The organism is Duganella callida, from assembly GCF_004614165.1.
Lineage (GTDB): Bacteria > Pseudomonadota > Gammaproteobacteria > Burkholderiales > Burkholderiaceae_D > Rugamonas > Rugamonas callida.
This window is the reverse complement of record NZ_SPVG01000105.1, coordinates 1-20,987: the sequence shown is the minus strand read 5'-3', so window position 1 is coordinate 20,987 and position 20,987 is coordinate 1. Positions and strand designations below refer to the sequence as shown.

The following is a 20,987-nucleotide window of genomic DNA, read 5'->3' as shown; positions in this document are numbered from 1 at the left end:
CCGAGATGCCGCGCGCGGCCGATCAGCCGGCGCCGTCCGGCATGGCCGGCGCGATGGAGCCGCCGCCCGATATCTTCGACGCCCAGGCGCTGGACCTGGAATTCTGGCTGCGCCCACGCACCCTGTCGGTGATACGGCCGCAAAGCGGCGAGCGCGCCAAGCTGCTGTACTGGAAAGATGGCGAGATCATCGAATCGGCTTACCAGGATCTGTGCCACATCCTGCGCGACGTCAACGGCAAGGAAACCCACCTGATCGATCCCAAGCTGTTCGAGACGCTGTGGGGCACCCAGGCGTTCGTGCAGCGTTACGGCATCGATGCGCCGCTGGAGATTCTTTCCGGCTACCGCACGCCGGCCTCCAACCAGAAGCTGCGCGAAGCCGGCGTGCCGGCCGCGCGCCAGTCGCTGCACATGGTCGGCCGCGCGGCCGACATCCGCATCGCCAACCTGAATGCCGAGGTGCTCGGCGGTTTGGTCAAGAGTTTCCGCCAGGGCGGCGTCGGTTTTTATTACCGCGCCGGCCCGAAAGGCGGCTGGATCCACGCCGACACCGGCCTGCAGCGCACCTGGAAGGGCTAGTCGTAGTAGTAGGAGCGCCGGGTTGCGCTGTTGGCGGCGCTTTCGCTGTCCACCTGGCGCATGCTGACCGGGCGCTCCCACCAGATGCGCCAGCCCAGCTGCTGGTCGCGTCCGACCTCGGGATGCTGGCGCAGGAAGCCATCCATGAATTGTTCGAATTCCGAAACATAACGCTTGGTCTTCATCATTCCTTCTCCTTTCGATTACACTGGCGGCTTGCTCAATCAAGGATCGCTATGCAAGACAATCAGGAGCCGCCACGTTTCCGCCCCGTACCGTGGAGCGGACTGGAAACGCCCGCCGACGTGGAATTGTGGATCGAGGAACATAACCAGGCCATGCAGCAGCACATCGGCAAGCATGAAACCGGCTATGGCGTGTGTTTCACGCTGGCCGAGGGCGGCGAGATTTATCTGCAGACCACCCAGGACGGCGCGGTGATATTGGATGTTACGTCCGAAGCGGCGTGGGTGGCGCCCCTGATCATGGCTGCCGCGTGCGTCAGCGAACCCCCGCCCGGACGTTTGTGGGTGCTGCCCGACGATAAGCTGGTGCAGCTGATGATAGGACTGAGCGGTCTGATCGCCAGTTCCATGCTGGTGGTCGGCCATGACTTCGGCGTGCGCCGCCGCATGGGCGCCTGGTAGCCTCGATAATAAAAAGGAAATTCATGCACAAACGCGATTTCATGTTCAAGCTGGCCCCGGCGGCGCTGGCGCTGTCTTTCTCCCTCGCGCTGCCGGCCATGGCGGCCGACCTGCTGGGCACCGTCAAGGCGCGCGGCACGCTCAAGGTGGCGCTGGAGGGGACGTATCCGCCTTTCAACTACCGCGAGAAGAACGGCGAACTGGCCGGTTACGACGTCGACGTGGCGCGCCTGATCGCCGGCAAGCTCGGCGTCAAAGCCGAGTTCGTCACCAGCGAATGGGCCAGCATCCTGGCCGGGTTGGCGGCCAACAAGTATGACGTCATCGTGTCCCAGGTCGGCATCAATCCCAAGCGCGAGCAAGCCTTCGATTTTTCCGTGCCGTATATCTATTCGATTCCGCAGCTGATCGTGCGCAAGAACGAGACCGCCGCCTACAAGACGCTGGCCGATCTGAAGGGCAAGAAGCTGGGCGTGGGGCAGGGCAGCGTCTACGAGCAGCAGGCCAAGGCCGTGCCCGGCATCGAGATCCGCAGTTATGCGGCTGCGCCGGACACCATGTCCGACCTGGCTTCGGGCCGCATCGACGCGGCGCTGAACGACAGCCTGATGTCGGCCTATCTGCTGAAGATCTCGAAACTGCCGATCAAGGCAGGCGCCCAGGTCGGCGCGGTCGAGCGCATGGGCATCCCGTTCCAGAAGCATAATCCGCAATTCAAGCAGGCCATCGACAAGGCGCTGGCCGACGCCGCCGCCGACGGCAGCCTGAAAGCCATCTCGCTCAAGTGGTTCGGCGTTGACGTCAGCAGGGCGCCGTAAGCATGGCGTGGTCTGAGTTGCTGGACTTGCTGCGCGAAGCCGCGCCGGTGATGCTGCGCGGCGCCGCTTACACGGTGCTGTTCGCGCTGGCGGCGATGGTCGGCGGCATGCTGATCGCCTTCCCGGTGGCGGTGCTGCGCATGCTGCCATACCGCGTGCTGACCTGGCCGGCCAATCTCTATGTCAGCCTGATGCGCGGCACGCCGCTGCTGGTGCAAATGTTCGTGATTTATTACGGCCTGCCCAGCGTCGGCATCGAATTCACGCCGGTGACCGCCGGCATCCTGGCGCTGAGCCTGAATTCGGGCGCTTTCCTGTCCGAGAGCCTGCGCGGCGCGATTGCCGCCGTCAGCAAGGGGCAGTGGGCGGCCAGCTACAGCCTGGGCCTGGGCTACTGGGCCACGCTGCGCCACGTGGTGCTGCCGCAGGCGCTGCGGGTGGCGGTGCCAGCCATGAGCAATACCCTGATCAGCCTGATCAAGGACACCTCGCTGGTGTCGGTGATCACCCTGACAGAACTCATGCTGGCGACCAAGGAAGTGATTTCCACCACCTTCCAGCCGCTGCCGCTGTACCTCGCCGCCGCGCTGATCTATTGGATGCTGAGCCTGCTGTTCGAAGCGCTGCAGCGGCGCGCCGAACAACGCCTGAACCGCGCGCACGGGCACCGCTAAGTTGTTTGCTCGACATCCCCGGGCGCTGATGTTAGTCTGATGACATCAGAGAAGGGGGTGTATGGAGACGACTGTGCACACGCAACCGGCCGGGCTGGGCATGCTGGCGAGCGCCATGGAAGGGCAGACGCCGGTGGAGTTCCGCGCCGAACCCGCCTGGTTCCACGATGCCTGGCTGCTGGCGCCGGTCGGCTATTTCCTGCTGGCGCGCGACACCACCATCCTGCAGATGAACGTGGTCGGCGCCGACCAGCTGGGCCTGGAGCGCACCAACCCCGAACGCGCCGCCTTCCGCCAGTTCGTGGCGCCGCGCTTCCACGACGATTTCGACGGCCTGTTGCAGCATGCCGCCGGCAGCGCCGAGCCGGTCGCCTGCAATTTGCAACTGCAGCGCCCGCACCATCCGCCCGGCTTCCCGGTCACGCTGCGCGCCAGCGCCGACCCCGGCGGTCAGGCCATCCGCGTGGTGCTGGAACCGGCCGAGGGCAAGCTGGAAGCGCTGGAGCGCAGCGAGGAGCGCTTCCGCCGCATCGTCCACAATGCCGAGGAGGGCATCTGGGAAATCGACGCCGCCGCCCGTACCAGCTTCGTCAATCCCAAGATGGCGCGCATGCTGGGCTACAGCATCGAAGAGATGCTGGAACAGCCGCTGGTGGCGTTCATGGATGGCGAGGGCCGCGCCCTGCTCGAGCGCAACATCGCGCGCCGGCGCCAGGGCGTGGCCGAGCGCCACGAATTCAAGTTCATCCGCAAGGATGGCGCCGAGCTGTGGGCCACGCTGGCCAGCAATCCGATCTTCGACCAGGACGGCGGCTACCGCGGCGCGCTGGCGCTGGTCAGCGACATCACCGCCAGCCGCGCCTCGGCCGAGCTGGTCTGGCAGCAGGCGAATTTCGACGCCCTGACCGCGCTGCCCAACCGCCACATGTTCCAGGACCGGCTGGCGCAGGAAATCAGGAAGGCGCGCCGCGCCGGCCAGCAGCTGGCGCTGCTGTTCATCGATCTGGACGGTTTCAAGGCCGTCAACGACACCCTCGGCCACGAACACGGCGACGCCCTGCTGGTCGAGGCGGCGCGCCGCATCAGCGCCTGCGTGCGCGCCACCGACACGGTGGCGCGGCTGGGCGGCGATGAATTCATCGTGCTGCTGTCCGGCCTGGCGCGCGCCGAGGGCGTCGACCGCATCGTCCAGGGCATGCTGAACCTGCTGAACCGGCCGTTTGCGCTGGGCCCGGCGCAGCCGTCGATCTCGGCCAGCATCGGCATCGCCCTGTTCCCCGACGACGCCGCCGAGCCGGACGGGCTGCTGCGCCAGGCCGATCAGGCCATGTACGCGGCCAAGCATGGCGGCCGCAACCGCTACAGCTATTTCACGCCGGATCTGCAGCAGGCGGCCCAGGCGCGCCGCCAGGTGGCGCAGGAGTTGCGCGCGGCGCTGGCGCGCGAGCAGCTGGAACTGCATTACCAGCCGATCGTCAACCTCAAGACCGGCAAGGTGGAGCGCGCCGAGGCGCTGCTGCGCTGGCGCCATCCGCAGCGCGGGCTGCTGGCGCCGGCCGAATTCCTGCCGCACGCCGAAGCGGGCGGCCTGATGATCGAGATCGGCGACTGGGTGTTCCGTCAAGCCGCGCGCCAGGCGCGCCAGTGGCAGGACGAGCTCGGCGCCGGCTTTCAGGTCAGCATCAACCAGTCGCCGGCCCAGCTGCGCGGCGACACCGCGCTGTATGTCGGCTGGCTGCAGCACGCCTCGCGGCTGGGGCTGGCGCCGCGCAGCATGCTGATCGAAATCGCCGAGGGCGTATTGCTGGACACGGGCAATCCCGGCAGCGAACGCCTGCGCGAGTTGCGCGAGATGGGCGTGCAGGTGGCGCTGGACAACTTCGGCACCGGCTATTCGTCGCTGTCGCATCTCAAGCATTTCGGTATCGACGTGCTCAAGCTCGACCACAGCTTCATCCGCCACCTGGCCAACGACAGCGGCGACCTGGCGATGTGCGAGGCGCTGATCGTCATGGCCCACAAGCTGGGCCTGCGGGTGGTGGCGGAAGGGGTGGAAACCGCCGCGCAAAGCGGCCTGCTGGCGATGGCCGGCTGCGATTTCGCGCAGGGCTATGTGTATGCGGGCGCCTTGCCGGCGGCCGAGATGGCGGTGCTGGCGCGGCGCGGCGTCAGCCTGCTACATTAATTGCGCAGGGCCAGCAGCGAGATCACGCGCTCGCGGCTGATGCCGGCCAGCGCCGAGGTGATCGACAGCAGCGACTGGTAGCCGGGCTTGCTGGTGGTGGAGACGAAATTCTGCGCCACCTGCTCCATGCCGCCCTTGCCGGTGGATGCGCTGGCCTTCTGCACGCGCGCGGCCACCTGGTTCAGCGCCTGGTGCACCGAGGCGATCGATTGTTCGACCTTGGCCAGCGCCTGCACCACCTGTTGCAGCGTGGCGCGCAGGCCGTCGGCGTCGGCGGTCTGCCAGCTGTCGGGATCGACCGCCGCTGGATCGGCCTCGGCCTTGACGCGGTTCAGCTGGCCGGACGGGAAGCGGGTGCCGTTGCCCTGCACCGCCAGGGTGTCGCGCACCGTGGCCCATTGCGCTTCCGGGGTGGAGAATTCGAGCTGGCCGTCGTCGCCGAGCGCGGCGCGCACGCCGGCCGGCGCCAGCGCCTCGTCGAAGCGCTGGGCGATCTGGGCGTCGGACAGGCCCGGCTCCAGCACCACCGAGCGCACGTTCTGACCGCCGCCGACCGCGATCGCCAGCACTTCGCGGCCGCCGTTGCGCAGGTTGGCCAAATTCATGCCGCGCACGCTGAAGGTGGTGTTGCTGCTGCCCTTGCTGCTGAATTTCAGGCCGGCGTCCAGCGTGCCGCCGGAGGCGCTGCCGCGGTTGCGCCAGCTGTTGCTGAACTGGCGCACGCGCGCCTCCAGCGTGCCGTCCGAGCGCTGGCGGCTGGCCAGGCGCGCACTGATGTCGGCCTTCAGGTTGCGCAGCTGGGCCGCGCTCTGTTCGAGGAAATCGAGCGCCTGCTGGGCGCCCGAGATGTCGCCTTGCAGCGGCTGGTCCCAGTTGTTCAGGCCGCGGCGCAATGGCGCCGCCGAGGTCGGCGTCGGGTTGACCGGCGTCGCCGTGGCGGCGTTTTCGCCATTCAACCCCAGCGCGGTGCCGTCCACCGCCGTGGCATTGCCGGCATTGGCGCCCGGCACGATTACCGGAGGAACGGAGGTCGACGGGATTTGCATACGCGGGGCAGATTAAAGGTTACAGGATGTTGAACAGGGACAGATTGCTGATCTTGGCATACGCCTTGTACGACGCCTGCAGCGCCAGATTATAACCATCCAGCTCGGTGACGGCCTGGCCCATGTCCAGCGAACCCAGGTCCAGGATCGCGCTCTGGTTGGACAGGCTAACGTTGGCGTGGTTGCCATCCAGGGTTTCCATCACGTTCTGGGCACCGCCCAGCTTGGCAATCTTGCCGGCCATCAAGTCCGAGGCGCTGCTGGCGCCATCCATGGTGTCGGTGATGGCGGCGCGCAGGGCCGGATCGGATGGCGACACGCCGGGCACCGACAGGGCGTTGATGGTGGTGGTCAGCTTGGTCAGAAAATCCTGCAGGCCATCGACGTTCTCATTGATGGTCTGCGAGATGCCATTGCCGACCACGGCCTTCTGATCGTTGCCGTTGCCGACGTACGAGTAGGTGCCGTCGCCGTTGTCCTGCATGGGCGCGGTATCGGTCAGGGTACCGGAAAACACATAGCGGCCTTCCTGGTCTTTCTGGTTGGCGGCATACAGCAGGCTGTCGCGCAGCGAGGTCAGCGAGTTGACCATGGAATTCAGGTCGTCGCCGGTGTTGCCGCCGTCCGCGGCCCAGACCATCAGGTCGTGCACCTCGGTGATGTCGTTGACCATGCTCTGCATATAGGTCTCGTTGGTCGACAGGCGGATTTTCAGCGAGGCGATGTTCTCGCGGTACTGGCCGACGATGGCTTCCTCGCGGTTCAGGCGCGACAGGCGCACCGCGGTGACCGGATCGTCGGACGGCACCTGGATCGCCTTCTGGCTGGCGATGCGCGCGGTCAGCGAGGCAATCATGCTCTGATTGTCGCTCAGACTGCGCGTCATGATGGACTGGAACTGGCTGGTGGCAATGCGCATGCGGTTCTCCTTAGCCGAACATCTGCAGGGTGGCGTCGAACAGGGTGTTGGCGACGGCAATCACCTTCATGTTGGCCTGGTACATATTCTGGAATTCCACCAGGTTGATGCCTTCCTCGTCGGTGTTGACGGCGCTGGTCGATTTCCAGTCGTCCTCCGACTGGCTGCGGATGGTGGTGGCGGTGGCCAGCTGCGACTGGTTCTGCTGGCTCTTGATGCCCAGCTGACCGACCAGCTGGGTATCGGCGTCGCCCAGCTGGACGTCGCCCAGTGAGCTCAGCGTGATGTTCTGGCTCTTGATGCCGACCAGCAGGCTCAGGTTGCCGCTGTCGCCCGGCGTGCCGTCGCTGGAAAACGCCAGGTCGCCGGCGACGAAGCCGTCGCTCACTTCCAGCAGGCCGGTGGCGCTGGCCGGATTGAACTGGAACAGCGGGGTGCCGGGCGTGCCGTCGCTCTTGAAGCCGGCGCCCAGCTGGTCGTTGATCTTTTGCGACATCTGCTGCGCCATCTCGGCAATCGAGGTCTGCAGCGGCTGCAGGGTATTGTCGCGGTAATCGCCCAGGCCACCCAACTGACCGCCGACCTTGGTGTCGTCGAGCTGGAAATTGGAATTGTTGAACCTGGCGGTCAGCGTCCGGGCGCTATTCGCGGTCACGTAGGATAGGCTGGCGGCGGTGTCGGCCAGCACCAACGGCTGGCCCGACTTCAGCGACACCGAGGCGGTGCCGTCTGGATTATTAATGACTTGCACTGCGACCTGGCCGGCGACGCTGTCGATCAGTTGCTCGCGCTTGTCCTGCAGCGCCGAAGTGTTCGTGCCGTTGGCGCCGACGTTGAGGATCTGCTTGTTGAGATCGGCGATACCCTGCAGCGATTCGTTCAGCGACGGCAGGATGGCCGTTTGCTGCTGCTGGATCGAAATCAGCTGGTTGGCGGTGGCGTTGTAAATGCTGTTGAACTGCTGCGACAGCGAATCGGCGTTGGTGATCACGGCCTGGCGATAGGGCGTCGAGGTCGGATCGGTGGCGGCGGCGTTCAGCGCCTTGAAGAAATTGTCCATCGCATAGCTGATGCTGGACTTGTCGTCGCTCATGATGGTTTCGAGCGCGGTCAGGTAAGGCTGGGTCTGGCTATGCGCGCCCAGTTCGGAATTCGCGCGCCACATCTGCTGCAGCTTGTAGGAGTCGCTGAAACGCAGCAGCGAACCGATCTGCACGCCATTGCCCGGATTGATGTTGCTGGCGCCGGCCGTCGAGGTTTGCAACAGCACGCCCTGGCGGGTGTAACCCTTGGTCTGCGAGTTGGCAATATTCTGGCTGACCGTGTTCAGGGCAGCCTGGGCGGCCACGGCGCCGGACAATGCGTTGTAAATCAGGGTCATGTTGCGGGTCTTTCCTGGTGAAGGCCGGGGACCGATGGCTCGTTGCTTCTGAGCACGTCCACAAGTCCGATATCAGTAAGGGGCGACCGCTTACAGGGAAGAATTAAGCGGCGGCTGCAAATTTTGCGTTTCAGAAACTTTAACCGGCGCGGCCGGCGCCGCCGGCTGCGGCAGCAGCTGGCGCAGGATGGCGTCGGCCACGCCGAACGCGCGGCGCCCGGCCAGCTGGTCGGCCACCAGGTTGTCGGCCATGTCCAGCATGTCGTCGTTGATGCGGTCCTTGCTCGGGCTGTCGTCGGCGGCCAGGGTTTTCACGCCCTCGCGCATCTGGTGCAGCATGTGGCCGATGAAGAAACTCTCGAACTTGACCGCCGCCTCGGTGGCCTTGGCGCGGTAGGCCGGGTCCACCGTGTCGCCGGGCTGGGCCGGGGCGGGCGCCACCGCCGTGCCGTTGAGCTGGCCCGCGGTGCCCTTGGCCAGCAGCCGCGCCGGATTGAATTGCGAGGTGTCGTAGTCCATGCGCGCTCCTTAAATGACCACCAGTTCGCCTTCGATGGCGCCGGCCTGGTCGAGCGCCTGCAGGATCGCCATGATGTCGTCGGGCGTGGCGCCCAGGCTGTTGACCACGTCGATGATCGATTGCAGCTTGGCGCCGGCCGGCCACTGGAACATCTCGGCGCGGCCCTGGTCGGCCGAAATCTGCGATTGCGGCGAGGCCACGGTCTGGCCGCCGGCCAGCGCGTTCGGCTGGCTGACCTTGGTCGATTCGGAAATCACCACCTTCAGCGAGCCGTGGGTGACGGCCGCCGCGCGCACGCGCAAGCCCTCGGCGATCACCACCGTGCCGGTGCGCGAGTTGAACACCACTTTCGGCGCATCCTCGCCGACGTCGACGTTCATCGCTTCCAGCTTGGCCATGAAGGCCACGCGCTGGGTCGGGTTGGTGGGCGCCACCACGTCGACGCTGGTGGCGTCGCTGGCGGTGGCGATGTCGCCAAAGCGCTTGTTGATCGAATCGACGATGTTGATGGCGGTCTGGAAATGCGGATGGCGCAGCGACAGCCGCACCGTTGGCTTGCTGGTGAAATCGGTCGGGATCTCGCGCTCGATGTTGGCGCCGCTCGGGATGCGGCCCGAGGTCGGCGTATTCACCGTGATCGACGAGCCGGACTTGCCCTGGGCGCTGAAACCGCCCACCACCACGTTGCCCTGGGCCAGCGCGTACACTTCGCCGTCGGCCGCGCGCAGCGGCGTCAGCAGCAGGGCGCCGCCGCGCAGGCTCTTGGCGTCGCCCATGGACGACACCACCACGTCGATCGGCTGGCCCTTGCGGTAGCCGGACGGGAACACCGCCGACACCATCACGGTGGCCACGTTCTTGGACTTGGCGTCGGTGCCGTCCGGCACCTTGACGCCGAACTGCTTGAGCATGTTGATTACCGACTGGCTGGAAAACTTGACCTGGGTCGAGTCGCCGCTGCCGTTCAGGCCGACCACCAGGCCGTAACCGACCAGCGGGTTGTCGCGCACGCCTTCGATGGCGACCAGGTTGCGCAGTACCTGCGCGGCGTGCGCCGGCAGGGCGGCGCCGAACGCCAGGCTGGCGATCAGGGGCAAAGCGATCAGCTTGCGGAAATTCATGGGAGCACCCGTCTCTCTCAAACTCAGAACGGCATCAGTGGGCCGTTGAAAAAGCGCGACAGCCAACCCGGCTGCTGGGAATCGGCCAGCGTGCCCTGCGCCGAGTAGGCGATGCGGGCGTTGGCGATGCGTTGCGACGACACCTGGTTGTCGGCGTCGATGTCGGCCGCGCGCAGGTAACCGCGCAGGCGGACGAATTCCTCGCCATTGTTCAGGGTCAGGGTTTTTTCACCGGACACGCGCAGCAGGCCGTTGGGCAGCACTTCCTGCACGATCACGGTGATGGCGCCGCTCAGCGCGTTCTGCTGGGTGCTGGTGGCGTCGCCGGCAAAGGTGTTGGACGCGCCCAGGCCGACGGCGGCCTTGCCGAAGCTCTTGCCCAGAATATTCGGCGCGTTGATGTTGTCGGCCGAATTCTTGGAATAGCTGGTGCCGGCCTTCTTGCTGGCCTGGGTGGTTTCCTGCAGGTTGATGGTCACCACGTCGCCGATGCGGAAGGCACGGCTGTCCGAGGTCAGCGACATGGGCGCCTCGTTGCTGAACACACCGCCCGAGGTCCCGCGCGGCCCGTTGTTGCGCGCCACCGGCGGCGGTTCGTCGATCGGACCGAGACGGACCGGCGGCGGCTGCAGCTGGGCGCAGCCGGCCAGGCTCAACGCCGCCAGCAGTGCCGACAGCAGGGCAGGGGCTTTCATCAGCGTGCCGCCTGCGACAGGTATTGCAGCATGTTGTCGGCCGCCGACAAGACCTTGGTGTTCATCTCGTAGGTGCGCTGGGCGGCGATCATGTCGACCATCTCTTCCACCACCTGCACGTTGGAGCCTTCCAGCGTGCCCTGCTTGATCTTGCCCCATTGCGCGGTGCCCGGCACGCCTTCGGTCGGGGTGCCGCTGGACGGGGTTTCGGCGTACAGGTTCTCGCCCAGGGCCAGCAGGCCGGTGGGGTTGATGAAGCTGGTCAGGGTCAGCTGGCCGATCTGTTGCAGCGCGACGTTGTCGGCCACCTTGACCGACACGGTGCCGTCTTCGCCGATGGTGATGGCGGTGGCGTTGGCCGGCACGGTGATCTGCGGCACCAGCGGCAAGCCCTGGGCGTTGATCAGGATGCCGTTGGCGTCCACCTGCAGCTGGCCGGCGCGGGTGTAGGCATTGGTGCCGTCCGGCTGACGCACGGTCAGGAAGCCGTTGCCCATCACCGAAATGTCCATGTCGCGGCCGGTGGTTTGCAACACGCCCTGCGAGAACACCTTTTGCGTGCCGACCATGTGCACGCCGTTGCCGAGCTGCACGCCGGACGGCGCCAGCGTGTTGTTGTCGGCGCGCTGTGCGCCCGGCTGCTGTTCCACGGTGTAGAACAGGTCCTCGAACACCACGCGGTCGCGCTTGAAGCCGACGGTGTTGGCGTTGGCCAGGTTGTTGGCGATGGTCTGCAGTTTCTGGTCCTGCGCCTGCACGCCGGTCTTGCTGATCCACATTGCTGGATTCATGATGTCTCTCCTGTAGTGTGACCGGCTTAGCCGCCGACCAGGCGATTTCCTGCGTCGGCCATGTCGTCGCTGGCCTTGAACAGTTTCATCTGTATTTCAAACGTGCGGCTCTGGCTCATGGTGGCCACCATTTCCTCCACCGCCGAGACATTGCTGCCTTCCAGGTGGCCGGGACGCACGGTCACGGTCGGATCGGTGGCCAGCGGCTGGCCGTCGCGCGCGACCAGCAGGCCGGCTTCGTTCTTGGTCAGTTCCGAGCCTTCGGCCTTGACCAGGCGCAGCTTGTCGATCGGCTGCATGATGGTGGTGCCCGGCGCCTGGATCGAGATGGTGCCGTCGGCGCCGATGTCGATGCGGGTATATTCGGGCACCGTGATCTGACCGCCTTCGCCCAGCACCGGGTTGCCGTTGATGCGCAGGGTGCCGTTTTCATCCAGCGTCATGTTGCCGGCGCGGGTATAGGCTTCGCCGGTCGGGCCGTCCACGGTCAGGAAGCCGGGGCCGTTGACGGCGACGTCGAGGTCGCGGCCGGTCGGGCGCACCGTGCCCTGGCGGGTCGAGACGGCGTTGGCCTGCAGCTGCGACATGTGGCGGTCGTCGTAGCCGTAGCCGTTGACCGATTGCGCGGCCGACAGTTCCATGTTGGCCCGGAAGCCGCCGGTGTCGACGTTGGCCAGGTTGTTGGCGTGCACCTGTTGTGCGCGCAGGGCCCGTTCGGCCCCGCTCATCGCCGTGTAGATCAGCGCATCCATTCAGTCGCCTTAGATCGCTTGCATCAGCGATTGCAGCATGGTGCTCTCGGTCTGGATCACCTTGGAGTTTGCCTGGTAGTTGCGCTGCGAAGTCATCAGACCCACCAGTTCCGAGGTGATGTCGACGTTGGACTGCTCCAGCGTGGCGACGTTGATGGTGCCGCCCAGGCCTTCGCCCGGCGCGTTGACCAGCGCCTCGCCGGAGCTCTGCGAGGCGACCCAGCTGGTGTCGCTGATCTGGGTCAGTGCGCCCTCGTCCGGGAAGGTGGCGATGGCCAGCCGGCCGATCGTCTGCTTCTGGTCGTTCGAATAACTGGCGATGATGGAACCATCCTTGCCCAGGCTCAGACCATTGTAGGTGCCGGACGCGTAGCCGTCGGCGGCGTTCTTGGTGGTCACGCCTTCGCCGGCAAAGCCGGTGGTGCCGGTGTAATCGATGCTCACGTCATTGAACGTGCCGGCATTGCCGGTCGGCAGCGCGGCCAGCGCCAGCGGCACGGTAAAACCATTGGTCGGATCGGCGGTCATCTGGCCGGTGCTGTCGAACACCAGCTTGGCGCTGCCCACCACGGCGCCGTCCAGCACATAGTGGACGTCGACCGAGCCGGGCACACCATTGGGGCCGGAGCCGTCGTCGGTGCGGGCGAAATATTGGGTCAGGGTATGCTTGCCGCCCAGCGTATCGTAGATGTACGACGAGCTGGAGTGGGTGAAGGTGTCGCTGTCGGGCGGCGTGGCCGGCGTGACGGCCGCATCATCCCAGGCGGTTTTCGTCACCTTCCAGTCGGCCGACATATTGCCGACGTAGGGGTTTTTCTGCGATGCCACAGCCGGGATGGAGCCGGTCTGGATGGCGATATCGCCGGGGGCGCTGGTGGCCTTGCCGGTGGCCGGATTGACCGTGTAACCCTGCACCTTGCGGCCGGACGCGTCGACCAGGAAGCCGTCCTTGGAGGCGTCGAAAATGCCGACGCGGGTGTACTGGGTTTCGCCGGTGCTGGCGTCGCGCGCCATGAAGAAGCCGCGGCCGTTGATCGAGGCATCCAGCGCCAGGCCGGTGTTCAGGATGCCGCCCTGCAGGCCGATCGACTGGGTGACCGAACCGACCTGCACGCCGGTGACTTGCGAGCCCGCCACCAGCGACGAGAAGTTGGCGCGGCTGGACTTGAAGCCATAGGTGCCGGCGTTGGCAATGTTGTGGCTGGTGGTGTCGAGTGCGTCGTTGATGGCCTGGATGCCAGACAATGCGATATCAAAACTCATGGTGGTATCCCTTCTTAGAGGCTGGTGGAAGTTTTGCCGGCAAAGGCGGTGAGTGCGTCCGAACCGGTCTCGCCGATGTTGGCGATGTTCAGCTTGACGGTGCCGTCGGACGCCAGGCGCACGCTGTTCAGGCGGCCCTGGATTTCGACCGTCGGCGATTCCTTGCTGCTGGTGCTGACGCTGATGGTGTAATTGTCGGCTTTCAGGCCCAGCTTGGCCGGATCGATGGTGAAGTCGACCGCGCCCGGCGCCTGTACGCCCAGCGGTACCTTGTGCGCCACACCGTCGCTGCCGGTCAGCACCACGTTGGTGTCGGTGCTGGACGCTTCCAGCGTGGTCTTGCCGCTGACCTTGGTCGTGCCGTCCAGCTGTACGGTCTTGGTGGTCACCACCAGATCGGAACCGACCTGCGCGCCCAGCGCCATCACCTGCAGGCTGGACAGCGCGCTGGCGCTGGCGGTGGTGATGTTGGTCAGGCTCTGCAGCGATTCGGTCTGCGACAGCTGGGTCAGCTGCTGCACGAACTGCGCCGGATCGGTGGGCGACAGCGGGTCCTGGTTCTGGATCTGCGCCACCAGCAGCTTGGTGAACATGGTCGAGGTGTCGCTGGCGCTGTTGCCGAGCACGCTGGTGCCCGAATTCGCCGACGAACTGCTGGAATTGTTGTTGAGGAGACTGACGCTCATGACTTAGCCTTCGCCGAGTTTAAGGAGGGACTGCTGCATCGTGCGGATGCGGCCGAGGACTTCTACATTGGTCTCGAAGGCGCGCGAGGCCGACATCATGTCGGTCATCTCGGCCACCTGGTTGACGTTGGGATAAAACACCATGCCGTCGGCATTGGCCATCGGGTTGCCCGGCTCGTAAACCTGGCGCAGCGGCTCGGCCGACTCGACCACGTCCAGCACCTGCACCTTGCCGCCGGCGCTGTTCATGCCGTTGACGCCGTCGCTCATCACGGCGGCGAACACCGGCTTGCGCGCGCGGTAGGTGTCGCCCTCGGTGCCGGCCACGGAATCGGCGTTGGCGAGGTTACTGGCGATGGTATTCAGGCGCACCGACTGGGCGTTCATGGCCGAGCCGGCGATCTCCGAAATGTTTTTGAAGGACATAAATGCTCCTGGATCACTGGCCGTTGATGGCTTTGGCAAGACCCTTGAACTTCAGGTTCAAAAAGGTCAGGCTGGTCTGGAAATCGGTGGCGTTCTGCGAAAACGCGGCCTGTTCGACGCCGATTTCCACGGTGTTGCCGTCGCGCGTGGGGTGGTAGGGCACACGGTACATCAGCTGGCTTTCGCCGCCGTCGCCGAGCTCGCCGCCGGACTCGGCCTGCACATTCGCCATGGCCGCCGCGAAGTCCATGTCCTGGGCCTGAAAGCCGGGCGTGTTTTCATTGGCAATGTTGGAAGCGAGAATCTTGGTGCGTTCGGCGCGCAGCGCCAGCGCGTCGCCGTGGACGCCGGAGATGTCTTTGAAATTGATGCCCATCTTATTCTCCTGTTTCTGTAAAACACGTCTGACGGCCATGTAAAATGACGCCGCTGCCATCGTCCGGCATCATAGTAGAGGTATTGCCCATGTTCAACAAAAGTATTGTAACTGGTTTAGGCGGCTTGTTGCTGCTCTGCACCCACTTTTCTGCTGTCGCCGCGCCGGTCGCCGCCGAGCAAGTGCCCGGTTTGGTCGAGGCCGCGGCGCGCGAGCACCTGACCCGCTGGACTGAATCGAGCGGCCTGGTCGAGCCGCAATTCACCGTGGCGGTGGTGCCCGGCACCCGGCCGCTGGCGGCCTGCGGCCAGTCGGTCCGAGTGGAGGGCGCCGATACACGGCTGCCCAGCCGCATGCGCTTCCTTGCCACCTGTGCCGGCCCCAACGGCTGGCGGTACGAATTCATCGTGCGCGCCAGCGTCTCCGCGCGCATTGCCATGGTTGCCACGGACATTTCGCCTGGTAAAGTTCTGACAGACGAAGATGTGTTGCTGGAGCGCCACGACATCTCCGGCCTGCCCGACAGCATCAGCGATGTCGGCGAAGCGGTGGGCATGTCGGCCAAGCGTACCCTGCGCGCCGGCGAAATATTGCGCAAATCGCTGCTGAGCGCGCCGACCCTGGTCAAGCGCGGCGACCCGGTGCGCATCGTCGCCAAGCGCGAGGACATTGAAGTCAGCATGGCCGGCGAGGCGCTCGACGCCGGCGCCAAGGGCACCACGGTGCGCGTGCGCAACGCCAGCGGCACGGTGATCCGCGCCCGCGTGACCGGCATGGCTACCGTCGAGCCATTGGGCATGCCCATCAATTCTCCGTCGCAGTGATACTGCCGAGGCCCCCGCTGCGTTGCAAACGGGTGGCCAGCTTGCTCAATTTGTCCGCGTAGTGCGGGTCGGTTGCATAACCGGCCTTGGCCAGACCGCTGGCGAAGGCGTGCGCATCGGTGCCGGCGTTCAACGCGGCCTGGTAGCGCGGATTGCTGCTCAGCAGATCGGCGTAATCGCGGAATGCGCTGGCGGCGTCCGGATAGCTGCGGAAACGCTCGGTTTTCTTCAGCATCGCGCCCTGTTCGTATTCGGTGGTCCGGGCCAGCGCCACCTCGCCCTGCCAGCCGCCGCCGGCTTTGACGCCGAACAGGTTGTTGCTGCTGGCGGTGCCGTTGCGCAGCGGCTGCTTGCCCCAGCCCGATTCCAGCGCCGCGTGGGCGGCCACCAGTTCCGGCGCCACGCCCAGTTTGCCGGCGGCGTCTTCGGCCCAGGGCTTGATCGACGCCAGGAACTGCTGCTGCTCATCCGTGGTGCTGCCTTGCTGATCCGGCACGTCGCCGATCACGCCCTGGCCGCGCAGCAGCGCCAGGGCTTGCAGGCTCATGCTCTGCGCGGCGGGCGCCTCGGCCGCGAAGCCGCCGCCGCCGTTGGCGATGAAGCTGGCCACATCGTTCTGGATCTGTTGCATGGACACGCTGAAGCCGCCAGTCGTGGCGGCACTGCCCAGGCCCGGCGTCGGCCGGCTGGCGCTCATGTTCGATACGGTTGCGGCTGTGGGCGCAGTTGCCTGCATGCCACTAAGCTGGCGCATAAATCTGCTCCTCGCCATGCAGCACGCGCTGCATGATGCTGTATTGCTCAACGAGCAAATCGCCGTTGCGTTTGCTCAAACGCTTGCACTCAAGGACGGCGAGTTCCAGCGTTTTCCAGTCAGCCTCCATTTTCTCGCGTGCCGCATTTTTCAGCAAGGCAAAAGCTTGCAGCATATTGCCAGAGGGACCAACTAAACGTTGCACCAGCGCCACGCGCAGCGCGCGGCGTTGCTGCATGACGTCAACTAGCGAAGAGATAGCCTCGGCCGCGGCGGCCAGTTCGGCCGCCTTGTGGCGCAGCGCGGCCTGGAATTGTTGTTGCAACAGCTCGTACAGCTGGGCGTAGGCCTGCAGGTCGTCGGCGATGCCGGCCAGCAGCTGACGCATGGCGTCCTGGCGCGGCAGGGTGCTCACGATCACTTCTCGCTCCCGTGGAAGCGCTGGATCAGGCCGGCCAGCTTGGCCGGATCGAACGGCAGCTCGCCCTTGGCCAGCGCGTCGCGCAGCATGTCGACCTTTTCCTGGTCGATTTCCGGCATCTGTTTCATGGCCTGCAAGGCCGGCTGCATCACCGCCGATTGCAGCGGCGCCGCGGTGGCGGCGGGCGCGACCGCTTCCGCCGCCTCGGCCGGCGCGGTGTCTGCCACACGCTGGACGGCCATGCCGTCCGGGCTCGAACTCGGGATTCTCATACGTGTACCTCTGGTTGCCTTGGTTTCCATGCGAATGTCTTATTTGTTACGGCGCGGATCACGCAGCGGACTGTCGCCGCCGAGCTTGCTGCGCAGCTGCTGCAGCAGCGTGGCGTCGGGCAGGGCGGTGTCGACATCGTGGTTCAGCGGATTGGCGGCGTCCGGCATGCCGAACATGGTGGAGATGGTCTTGGCCTGGGCCGTGGTCAAAATCAGCAGCTCGATGCGGCGGTTGACGCCGGCGTCGGCGCGCTTGGTGTCCAGCGGCGCGCGGTCGGCCATGCCCACCACCTGCAGCACCGACTCGCGGTTCATGCCACCGGCCAGCAGCTGGGCCCGCGCCGACATGGCGCGGTTGGACGACAAGGTCCAGTTGGAAAACGCCGCGTAGCTGGTGTCGGCATACTGCAGCGAATCGGTGTGGCCGACGATCAGCATCTGGTTGTCCATCTGCGCGAACAGCGGCCCCATCTTGCGCAGCAGCGCGCGGAACTTGTCGGTCGGCACCGCGCTGCCGCGCACGAACATGCCCTGGCGGTCGGTGTCGTGCAGCATCACGCGCAGGCCGTAGGGCGTGACGATCGATTCGAGGTTGCTCGACAGGCCGGCCTCGGCGCTCATCTTGGTCAGCGCGCGCGACAGCGCGGCCAGGTCGTCCGGCGTGTCGTACTTGACCTTGGAGGTCGGCTGGGCCGGGACGTCGGTCTGCTCGGCGCTGGCCTTTTTGTCGCCTTCCTGCTCGGTGCTGCCGGTGTGCGGCATGGGGAAGCGGTCGATCAGGCTGCCGCGCGGGCCGCCCACCTGCTCGGGCATCACGCCCTTGCCCTGGTCGGTCTTGGCGCCGTCAGCCTCGGTGAGGATCTGTTGCAGCGACTCGGTGTTACGCGCCGCCATCAGCCACAGCACCAGGAACAAACACATCAGCGCCAGACAGAAGTCGGCGAACGCCACCTTCCAGGCGCCGCCGTGGTCGTCGTGCTTGTGCTTGCCGCCACCGCGCTTGACGATGGTCTGGTCATGCGCCTTGTCATGCGGCTTTAGCACCACGGCCTCCGCGTCCCGAGTCGGAAGGTTCGCTGTCGCGGCCTTCCAGATCGTTGATCCAGCGCTCCAGCTGCGCGAAGCTCGGCTTGATGTTCAGCTGCACCAGGCGGCGCCCGGCGTCGATCGCCAGCAGCGGCGGTTTGCCGGCCACGTGCGTGACCAGCACCACCTTGACGGTTTCCTTGTTGGCCGCCTCCGAGTTGACCAGCTGCTTGAGCATGTTGCACAGCGGGTCGATCAGGCCGTAGCAGAAGAAAATACCGATGAAGGTGCCGACCATGGCCGCGCCCACGTGTTCGGCGATCTCGCCCGAGGTCGCGCCCTCGCTGACGGTGTTCATGGTGATCACGATGCCCAGCACCGCCGCCAGAATGCCGAAGCCCGGCATCGCCTCGCCGATCTTGTTGAGCGACTTGGCCGGCTGTTCCTGCTCGGTGTGGATGGCTTCCAGTTCCTGGTCGAGCACACCCTCGAGCTCGTGCGCGTTGATCTTGCCCATCGCCATCAGGCGGAAGTTGTCGACGATGAAGGCCAGCAGTTTCGGCTCGTCCAGCACGCGCGGGTAGCGCTGGAACAGCGGGCTGTCCTTGGGCGCCTCGACGTGGGCGTCGAGCGCCTTCAGGCCGCCGGCTGCCAGCTGCAGCAGCTCGTACATCAGCAGCAGCAACTGGCGCTGGAATTCCGAGTCATACTTTTTCTTCATGATCTTCTTGATCTGCGTGCCCAGCTCCTTCAGCACGTGGCTGGGGTTGCCGATCACCAGCGCGCCCAGGCCCGAGCCGGCAATCACGATCAGCTCGATCGGCTGCCAGATCTGATGGAACGCGCCGCCCATCAGGAAGAAGCCGCCGAAGACGCTGCCTAAAACGATGAGGATGCCGACTATTTGCTGCATGATGATTCGCCTTTCCGCGTCATTTTTCTAATCCGGTTGCCAGCGCTCAGGCGCTTTGCAAGACTGCTTTCATTTTGTTCAGCGCCGCCTTGTTGAGCTGACAGACGCGGGCGTCGGTCAGGTCCAGCACGGCGGCGATTTCCTTGTAGCTCAGCTCGAACTCGTAGTACATCTGCACCACGCGCTGCTCGCGCTCGTCGAGGCCGCGCAGCGCCTGTTCCAGGCTGCGCCGCACCACCAGCTGCTCTTCCGGGCTGGGCGCGCTGTCGCTGCCGACGGTTTCCTGCAGCACCTCGTCGAAGCTGGCGATCAGCTCGGCGTTCTCGTCCATCAGATACGCCTGGTAGGCGTCCGGGGTGAGCTCCAGCCCGCTCATGATCTCGTGCTCGGTCGGCTCGCGGCCGAGCTTGCGGGTCAGCGCGCGCACCGCGTCGCGCAGCTTGTGGCTGTGCTGGCGCACCGCGCGCGGGCGCCAGTCCTGGCGCCGCAGCTCGTCGAGGATGGCGCCGCGGATGCGCAGGCTGGCATAGCTGCCGAAGGCGCCGTCCGGTTCGCCGTAGCGGCGCAGCGCTTCCAGCAGGCCCATCAGGCCGATCTGTTCCATGTCGTCGCGGTCGATGGCGCCGGCGATCTGCGAATTCAGCTGGCGCACGATGCGCTTGACCAGCGGCGCATACGCCAGCAGATGCTTTTGCTCGTCGGCCACGCTGTGCGTCAGCGGCGCGTTGCCGTGCTCGCCATAGCTCTCGGCATATGTGTCGGCAAATTGCTCTACGTATCCCATGCCCGCTCCACTTGTGTTCATGCCGCCGACCTACTCAATGATGAGTTTGCCGATCATGACTTCGTTAAACGGCTTCTCGCGGCCTTCGTTGTCGTACGCCTCGTCGAAAGCCTTGTTCAGTTCGGATGCAAACTGGTCGATGGTCATCACTTGCGCGGTGGCCATCGGCAGGTTGGACAAGGTGCGCACCGCCACGCTGCGCAGCATCGGCAGGTTTTCCTTGGTTTCCTTTTCGCGCTTGGCGTCGGTCGAGATCACCAGGTCGGCCGACAGGTAGTGGCTCAGGGTGTCGCCGGGCTGACGCTTGAGCATGATCACGACCTTGTCGACCGTCAGGTACTTCGGCGGTTCTTCCGATTTCTTCTCTTCCTTCTTGGCCGACTTTTTCTTGGCCTCCTTGCCGCCCTTGGCGCCGGTTTCTTCCGCGTGCTCGTCGCCTTTATCCTTGGACATGTACCACACTGCGCCTCCGGCGATGGCTCCACCGACCACCAGGGCCAGCACAAAGGCGATGATGAGTTTCATGTTCTTCATTTAGCAGATTACTCCCGGTCGGTCATGGCAAAGGTGGCGGTGGTGTCGTCTTCGGCCAGCGCGCGGCCCGGCGCGCGGCCGTCCTGTTCGCGCTGCTGGCGGTTGCCCTGGCCGTTTTGGTCGGCCTGGGCCTGGGCGCGCGACGACGACACGGTCACGGCCACGTCGGCGAACTGCTGACGGCTGTTCAGGTCCTGGCGCACCCCATCGCTGATGGTGTTCAGCTGGCGCACCACCTCGCTGTTGTTGGCCGACAGGTTGACCTGCAGCGCGCCGGCGCTGTGGCGGATCGAGATTTCGATGGCGCCCATGTTCGGCGGTTCCAGGCGGATCACCGCGTGGTCGTTGTTGCGCTGCAGCTGCAGCTGCAGGCGGTCGCCCAGCGCGTCGCGCAGCGGCTGCTGCCACTGTTCCGGCGCGCCGGCCAGCTTGACGGTGGTGGCGGCCTGGCCGGCCACCGGCGCCGCGCTCTGGCTGACGCTGAAGCTGGTGAGGTTGCCGCTGTTCAGGGTGGTGCGGTTGCCGCTGTCTTCCTTGCTGGCGGTCGCGGTCGCGGCACCGGCCGGGTTGGCGCCGGT

Annotated in this window: 27 protein-coding genes; 6 read left to right on the top strand and 21 right to left on the bottom strand. The window is 65.6% G+C overall.

The genetic code is table 11. The features are described from left to right. Positions 1-5: 5 nt before the first annotated feature. A complete protein-coding gene (locus E4L98_RS11180; RefSeq protein ID WP_135201642.1) occupies positions 6-581 on the top strand; it encodes a YcbK family protein in 576 nt (191 codons plus the stop codon). Here E4L98_RS11180 and E4L98_RS11175 read toward each other — a convergent pair. Beyond that, a complete protein-coding gene (locus tag E4L98_RS11175) occupies positions 578-769 on the bottom strand; it encodes a DUF3460 family protein (protein ID WP_135201639.1) in 192 nt (63 codons plus the stop codon). The two genes, E4L98_RS11180 and E4L98_RS11175, sit on opposite strands and share 4 nt — an antisense overlap. 48 nt (positions 770-817) lie before the next feature. Here E4L98_RS11175 and E4L98_RS11170 point away from each other — a divergent pair, with 48 nt between their 5' ends. From E4L98_RS11170 to E4L98_RS11155, 4 genes are all read left to right on the top strand, one after another. Further along, positions 818-1,228 (top strand): hypothetical protein, encoded by a 411-nt coding sequence (locus tag E4L98_RS11170; protein WP_135201638.1) that lies wholly within the window; start codon positions 818-820, stop codon positions 1,226-1,228. A gap of 23 nt (positions 1,229-1,251) precedes the next feature. Further along, positions 1,252-2,046: a transporter substrate-binding domain-containing protein gene (locus tag E4L98_RS11165; RefSeq protein ID WP_135201637.1), complete on the top strand. Its 795-nt coding sequence runs from the start codon at positions 1,252-1,254 to the stop codon at positions 2,044-2,046. A gap of 2 nt (positions 2,047-2,048) precedes the next feature. Beyond that, positions 2,049-2,720: an amino acid ABC transporter permease gene (locus E4L98_RS11160; protein ID WP_135201636.1), complete on the top strand. Its 672-nt coding sequence runs from the start codon at positions 2,049-2,051 to the stop codon at positions 2,718-2,720. A gap of 61 nt (positions 2,721-2,781) precedes the next feature. Continuing rightward, entirely contained in the window at positions 2,782-4,905 is a 2,124-nt protein-coding gene (locus tag E4L98_RS11155; RefSeq protein WP_135201635.1) for a putative bifunctional diguanylate cyclase/phosphodiesterase, read from the top strand. Here E4L98_RS11155 and E4L98_RS11150 read toward each other — a convergent pair. The 12 genes from E4L98_RS11150 to flgB all read right to left on the bottom strand — a co-directional run bounded on the left by E4L98_RS11150 (position 4,902) and on the right by flgB (position 14,881). Continuing rightward, on the bottom strand, positions 4,902-5,951 hold the full coding sequence (locus E4L98_RS11150) for a hypothetical protein (protein ID WP_135201634.1): 1,050 nt from the start codon (positions 5,949-5,951) through the stop codon (positions 4,902-4,904). The two genes, E4L98_RS11155 and E4L98_RS11150, sit on opposite strands and share 4 nt — an antisense overlap. A 19-nt stretch (positions 5,952-5,970) precedes the next feature. Further along, positions 5,971-6,870, bottom strand: a complete 900-nt coding sequence (gene flgL / locus E4L98_RS11145) for a flagellar hook-associated protein FlgL (protein ID WP_135201633.1) — start codon at positions 6,868-6,870, stop codon at positions 5,971-5,973. A 10-nt stretch (positions 6,871-6,880) separates the two neighbouring features. Next, a complete protein-coding gene (flgK, locus tag E4L98_RS11140) occupies positions 6,881-8,251 on the bottom strand; it encodes a flagellar hook-associated protein FlgK (RefSeq protein ID WP_135201632.1) in 1,371 nt (456 codons plus the stop codon). 90 nt (positions 8,252-8,341) lie between these two features. Further along, entirely contained in the window at positions 8,342-8,770 is a 429-nt protein-coding gene (locus E4L98_RS11135) for a rod-binding protein (RefSeq protein ID WP_135201631.1), read from the bottom strand. A 9-nt stretch (positions 8,771-8,779) separates the two neighbouring features. After that, entirely contained in the window at positions 8,780-9,892 is a 1,113-nt protein-coding gene (locus E4L98_RS11130) for a flagellar basal body P-ring protein FlgI (protein ID WP_135201630.1), read from the bottom strand. Positions 9,893-9,915: 23 nt separating this feature from the next. Next, positions 9,916-10,587, bottom strand: a complete 672-nt coding sequence (gene flgH / locus E4L98_RS11125) for a flagellar basal body L-ring protein FlgH (RefSeq protein WP_135201629.1) — start codon at positions 10,585-10,587, stop codon at positions 9,916-9,918. After that, positions 10,587-11,378, bottom strand: a complete 792-nt coding sequence (gene flgG / locus E4L98_RS11120; RefSeq protein WP_167761314.1) for a flagellar basal-body rod protein FlgG — start codon at positions 11,376-11,378, stop codon at positions 10,587-10,589. The genes flgH and flgG overlap by 1 nt, the downstream gene beginning before the upstream one ends. A 26-nt stretch (positions 11,379-11,404) precedes the next feature. After that, positions 11,405-12,130: a flagellar basal body rod protein FlgF gene (locus tag E4L98_RS11115; RefSeq protein WP_135201628.1), complete on the bottom strand. Its 726-nt coding sequence runs from the start codon at positions 12,128-12,130 to the stop codon at positions 11,405-11,407. 9 nt (positions 12,131-12,139) lie between these two features. Next, positions 12,140-13,393 carry a flagellar hook protein FlgE gene (locus E4L98_RS11110; RefSeq protein ID WP_135201627.1) on the bottom strand — a complete coding sequence of 418 codons (1,254 nt, stop codon included), beginning with the start codon at positions 13,391-13,393 and terminating at the stop codon, positions 12,140-12,142. A gap of 14 nt (positions 13,394-13,407) precedes the next feature. Continuing rightward, complete coding sequence (locus E4L98_RS11105; protein WP_135201626.1) at positions 13,408-14,079, bottom strand: flagellar hook capping FlgD N-terminal domain-containing protein; 672 nt, start codon at positions 14,077-14,079, stop codon at positions 13,408-13,410. Between the two features lie 3 nt (positions 14,080-14,082). Then, positions 14,083-14,505, bottom strand: coding sequence for a flagellar basal body rod protein FlgC (gene flgC, locus E4L98_RS11100; protein WP_135201625.1), 423 nt, complete (start codon positions 14,503-14,505; stop codon positions 14,083-14,085). Positions 14,506-14,518: 13 nt separating this feature from the next. After that, the gene (gene flgB / locus E4L98_RS11095; RefSeq protein ID WP_135201624.1) at positions 14,519-14,881 is read right to left on the bottom strand and encodes a flagellar basal body rod protein FlgB; all 363 of its coding nucleotides are present in this window, start codon (positions 14,879-14,881) and stop codon (positions 14,519-14,521) included. 128 nt (positions 14,882-15,009) lie between these two features. On the opposite strand from flgB, the gene flgA reads away from it, so the two are divergent. After that, complete coding sequence (gene flgA, locus E4L98_RS11090) at positions 15,010-15,705, top strand: flagellar basal body P-ring formation chaperone FlgA (protein ID WP_229257355.1); 696 nt, start codon at positions 15,010-15,012, stop codon at positions 15,703-15,705. On the opposite strand, the gene E4L98_RS11085 is transcribed toward flgA, so the two are convergent. The 8 genes from E4L98_RS11085 to E4L98_RS11050 all read right to left on the bottom strand — a co-directional run. Next, positions 15,686-16,459: a glycoside hydrolase family 73 protein gene (locus E4L98_RS11085; protein WP_135201622.1), complete on the bottom strand. Its 774-nt coding sequence runs from the start codon at positions 16,457-16,459 to the stop codon at positions 15,686-15,688. The genes flgA and E4L98_RS11085 overlap by 20 nt on opposite strands. Then, a complete protein-coding gene (gene flgN, locus E4L98_RS11080; protein ID WP_229257354.1) occupies positions 16,446-16,874 on the bottom strand; it encodes a flagellar export chaperone FlgN in 429 nt (142 codons plus the stop codon). Before flgN ends, E4L98_RS11085 begins: the two co-directional genes overlap by 14 nt. Before the next feature lie 2 nt (positions 16,875-16,876). After that, positions 16,877-17,152, bottom strand: a complete 276-nt coding sequence (gene flgM / locus E4L98_RS11075; protein ID WP_135201621.1) for a flagellar biosynthesis anti-sigma factor FlgM — start codon at positions 17,150-17,152, stop codon at positions 16,877-16,879. A 39-nt stretch (positions 17,153-17,191) separates the two neighbouring features. After that, positions 17,192-18,196 carry a flagellar motor protein MotB gene (locus E4L98_RS11070; protein ID WP_135201620.1) on the bottom strand — a complete coding sequence of 335 codons (1,005 nt, stop codon included), beginning with the start codon at positions 18,194-18,196 and terminating at the stop codon, positions 17,192-17,194. Then, positions 18,180-19,091, bottom strand: coding sequence for a flagellar motor stator protein MotA (gene motA, locus E4L98_RS11065; RefSeq protein ID WP_135201619.1), 912 nt, complete (start codon positions 19,089-19,091; stop codon positions 18,180-18,182). Before motA ends, E4L98_RS11070 begins: the two co-directional genes overlap by 17 nt. Positions 19,092-19,137: 46 nt before the next feature. Next, on the bottom strand, positions 19,138-19,875 hold the full coding sequence (locus E4L98_RS11060) for a FliA/WhiG family RNA polymerase sigma factor (RefSeq protein ID WP_135201618.1): 738 nt from the start codon (positions 19,873-19,875) through the stop codon (positions 19,138-19,140). A 30-nt stretch (positions 19,876-19,905) separates the two neighbouring features. Then, the gene (locus tag E4L98_RS11055; protein WP_307722107.1) at positions 19,906-20,400 is read right to left on the bottom strand and encodes a flagellar basal body-associated FliL family protein; all 495 of its coding nucleotides are present in this window, start codon (positions 20,398-20,400) and stop codon (positions 19,906-19,908) included. 17 nt (positions 20,401-20,417) lie between these two features. After that, positions 20,418-20,987 (bottom strand): flagellar hook-length control protein FliK (locus tag E4L98_RS11050; protein ID WP_135201616.1); only part of this gene is annotated, 570 nt, incomplete at its 5' end.

What these genes read in the sequence shown, in the direction of transcription:
- E4L98_RS11115 (WP_135201628.1), bottom strand. Translation starts at nt 12,130, where the DNA reads ATGGATGCGCTGATCTACACGGCGATGAGCGGGGCCGAACGGGCCCTG.
- flgL (WP_135201633.1), bottom strand. Translation starts at nt 6,870, where the DNA reads ATGCGCATTGCCACCAGCCAGTTCCAGTCCATCATGACGCGCAGTCTG.
- motA (WP_135201619.1), bottom strand. Translation starts at nt 19,091, where the DNA reads ATGCAGCAAATAGTCGGCATCCTCATCGTTTTAGGCAGCGTCTTCGGC.
- E4L98_RS11170 (WP_135201638.1), top strand. Translation starts at nt 818, where the DNA reads ATGCAAGACAATCAGGAGCCGCCACGTTTCCGCCCCGTACCGTGGAGC.
- E4L98_RS11175 (WP_135201639.1), bottom strand. Translation starts at nt 769, where the DNA reads ATGATGAAGACCAAGCGTTATGTTTCGGAATTCGAACAATTCATGGAT.
- E4L98_RS11085 (WP_135201622.1), bottom strand. Translation starts at nt 16,459, where the DNA reads ATGCGCCAGCTTAGTGGCATGCAGGCAACTGCGCCCACAGCCGCAACC.
- E4L98_RS11160 (WP_135201636.1), top strand. Translation starts at nt 2,049, where the DNA reads ATGGCGTGGTCTGAGTTGCTGGACTTGCTGCGCGAAGCCGCGCCGGTG.
- flgB (WP_135201624.1), bottom strand. Translation starts at nt 14,881, where the DNA reads ATGGGCATCAATTTCAAAGACATCTCCGGCGTCCACGGCGACGCGCTG.
- E4L98_RS11135 (WP_135201631.1), bottom strand. Translation starts at nt 8,770, where the DNA reads ATGGACTACGACACCTCGCAATTCAATCCGGCGCGGCTGCTGGCCAAG.
- flgG (WP_167761314.1), bottom strand. Translation starts at nt 11,378, where the DNA reads ATGAATCCAGCAATGTGGATCAGCAAGACCGGCGTGCAGGCGCAGGAC.
- flgK (WP_135201632.1), bottom strand. Translation starts at nt 8,251, where the DNA reads ATGACCCTGATTTACAACGCATTGTCCGGCGCCGTGGCCGCCCAGGCT.
- E4L98_RS11150 (WP_135201634.1), bottom strand. Translation starts at nt 5,951, where the DNA reads ATGCAAATCCCGTCGACCTCCGTTCCTCCGGTAATCGTGCCGGGCGCC.
- E4L98_RS11130 (WP_135201630.1), bottom strand. Translation starts at nt 9,892, where the DNA reads ATGAATTTCCGCAAGCTGATCGCTTTGCCCCTGATCGCCAGCCTGGCG.
- E4L98_RS11105 (WP_135201626.1), bottom strand. Translation starts at nt 14,079, where the DNA reads ATGAGCGTCAGTCTCCTCAACAACAATTCCAGCAGTTCGTCGGCGAAT.
- E4L98_RS11055 (WP_307722107.1), bottom strand. Translation starts at nt 20,400, where the DNA reads ATGAAACTCATCATCGCCTTTGTGCTGGCCCTGGTGGTCGGTGGAGCC.
- flgH (WP_135201629.1), bottom strand. Translation starts at nt 10,587, where the DNA reads ATGAAAGCCCCTGCCCTGCTGTCGGCACTGCTGGCGGCGTTGAGCCTG.
- flgC (WP_135201625.1), bottom strand. Translation starts at nt 14,505, where the DNA reads ATGTCCTTCAAAAACATTTCGGAGATCGCCGGCTCGGCCATGAACGCC.
- E4L98_RS11060 (WP_135201618.1), bottom strand. Translation starts at nt 19,875, where the DNA reads ATGGGATACGTAGAGCAATTTGCCGACACATATGCCGAGAGCTATGGC.
- flgM (WP_135201621.1), bottom strand. Translation starts at nt 17,152, where the DNA reads ATGAGAATCCCGAGTTCGAGCCCGGACGGCATGGCCGTCCAGCGTGTG.
- E4L98_RS11110 (WP_135201627.1), bottom strand. Translation starts at nt 13,393, where the DNA reads ATGAGTTTTGATATCGCATTGTCTGGCATCCAGGCCATCAACGACGCA.
- E4L98_RS11155 (WP_135201635.1), top strand. Translation starts at nt 2,782, where the DNA reads ATGGAGACGACTGTGCACACGCAACCGGCCGGGCTGGGCATGCTGGCG.
- E4L98_RS11180 (WP_135201642.1), top strand. Translation starts at nt 6, where the DNA reads ATGCCGCGCGCGGCCGATCAGCCGGCGCCGTCCGGCATGGCCGGCGCG.
- E4L98_RS11165 (WP_135201637.1), top strand. Translation starts at nt 1,252, where the DNA reads ATGCACAAACGCGATTTCATGTTCAAGCTGGCCCCGGCGGCGCTGGCG.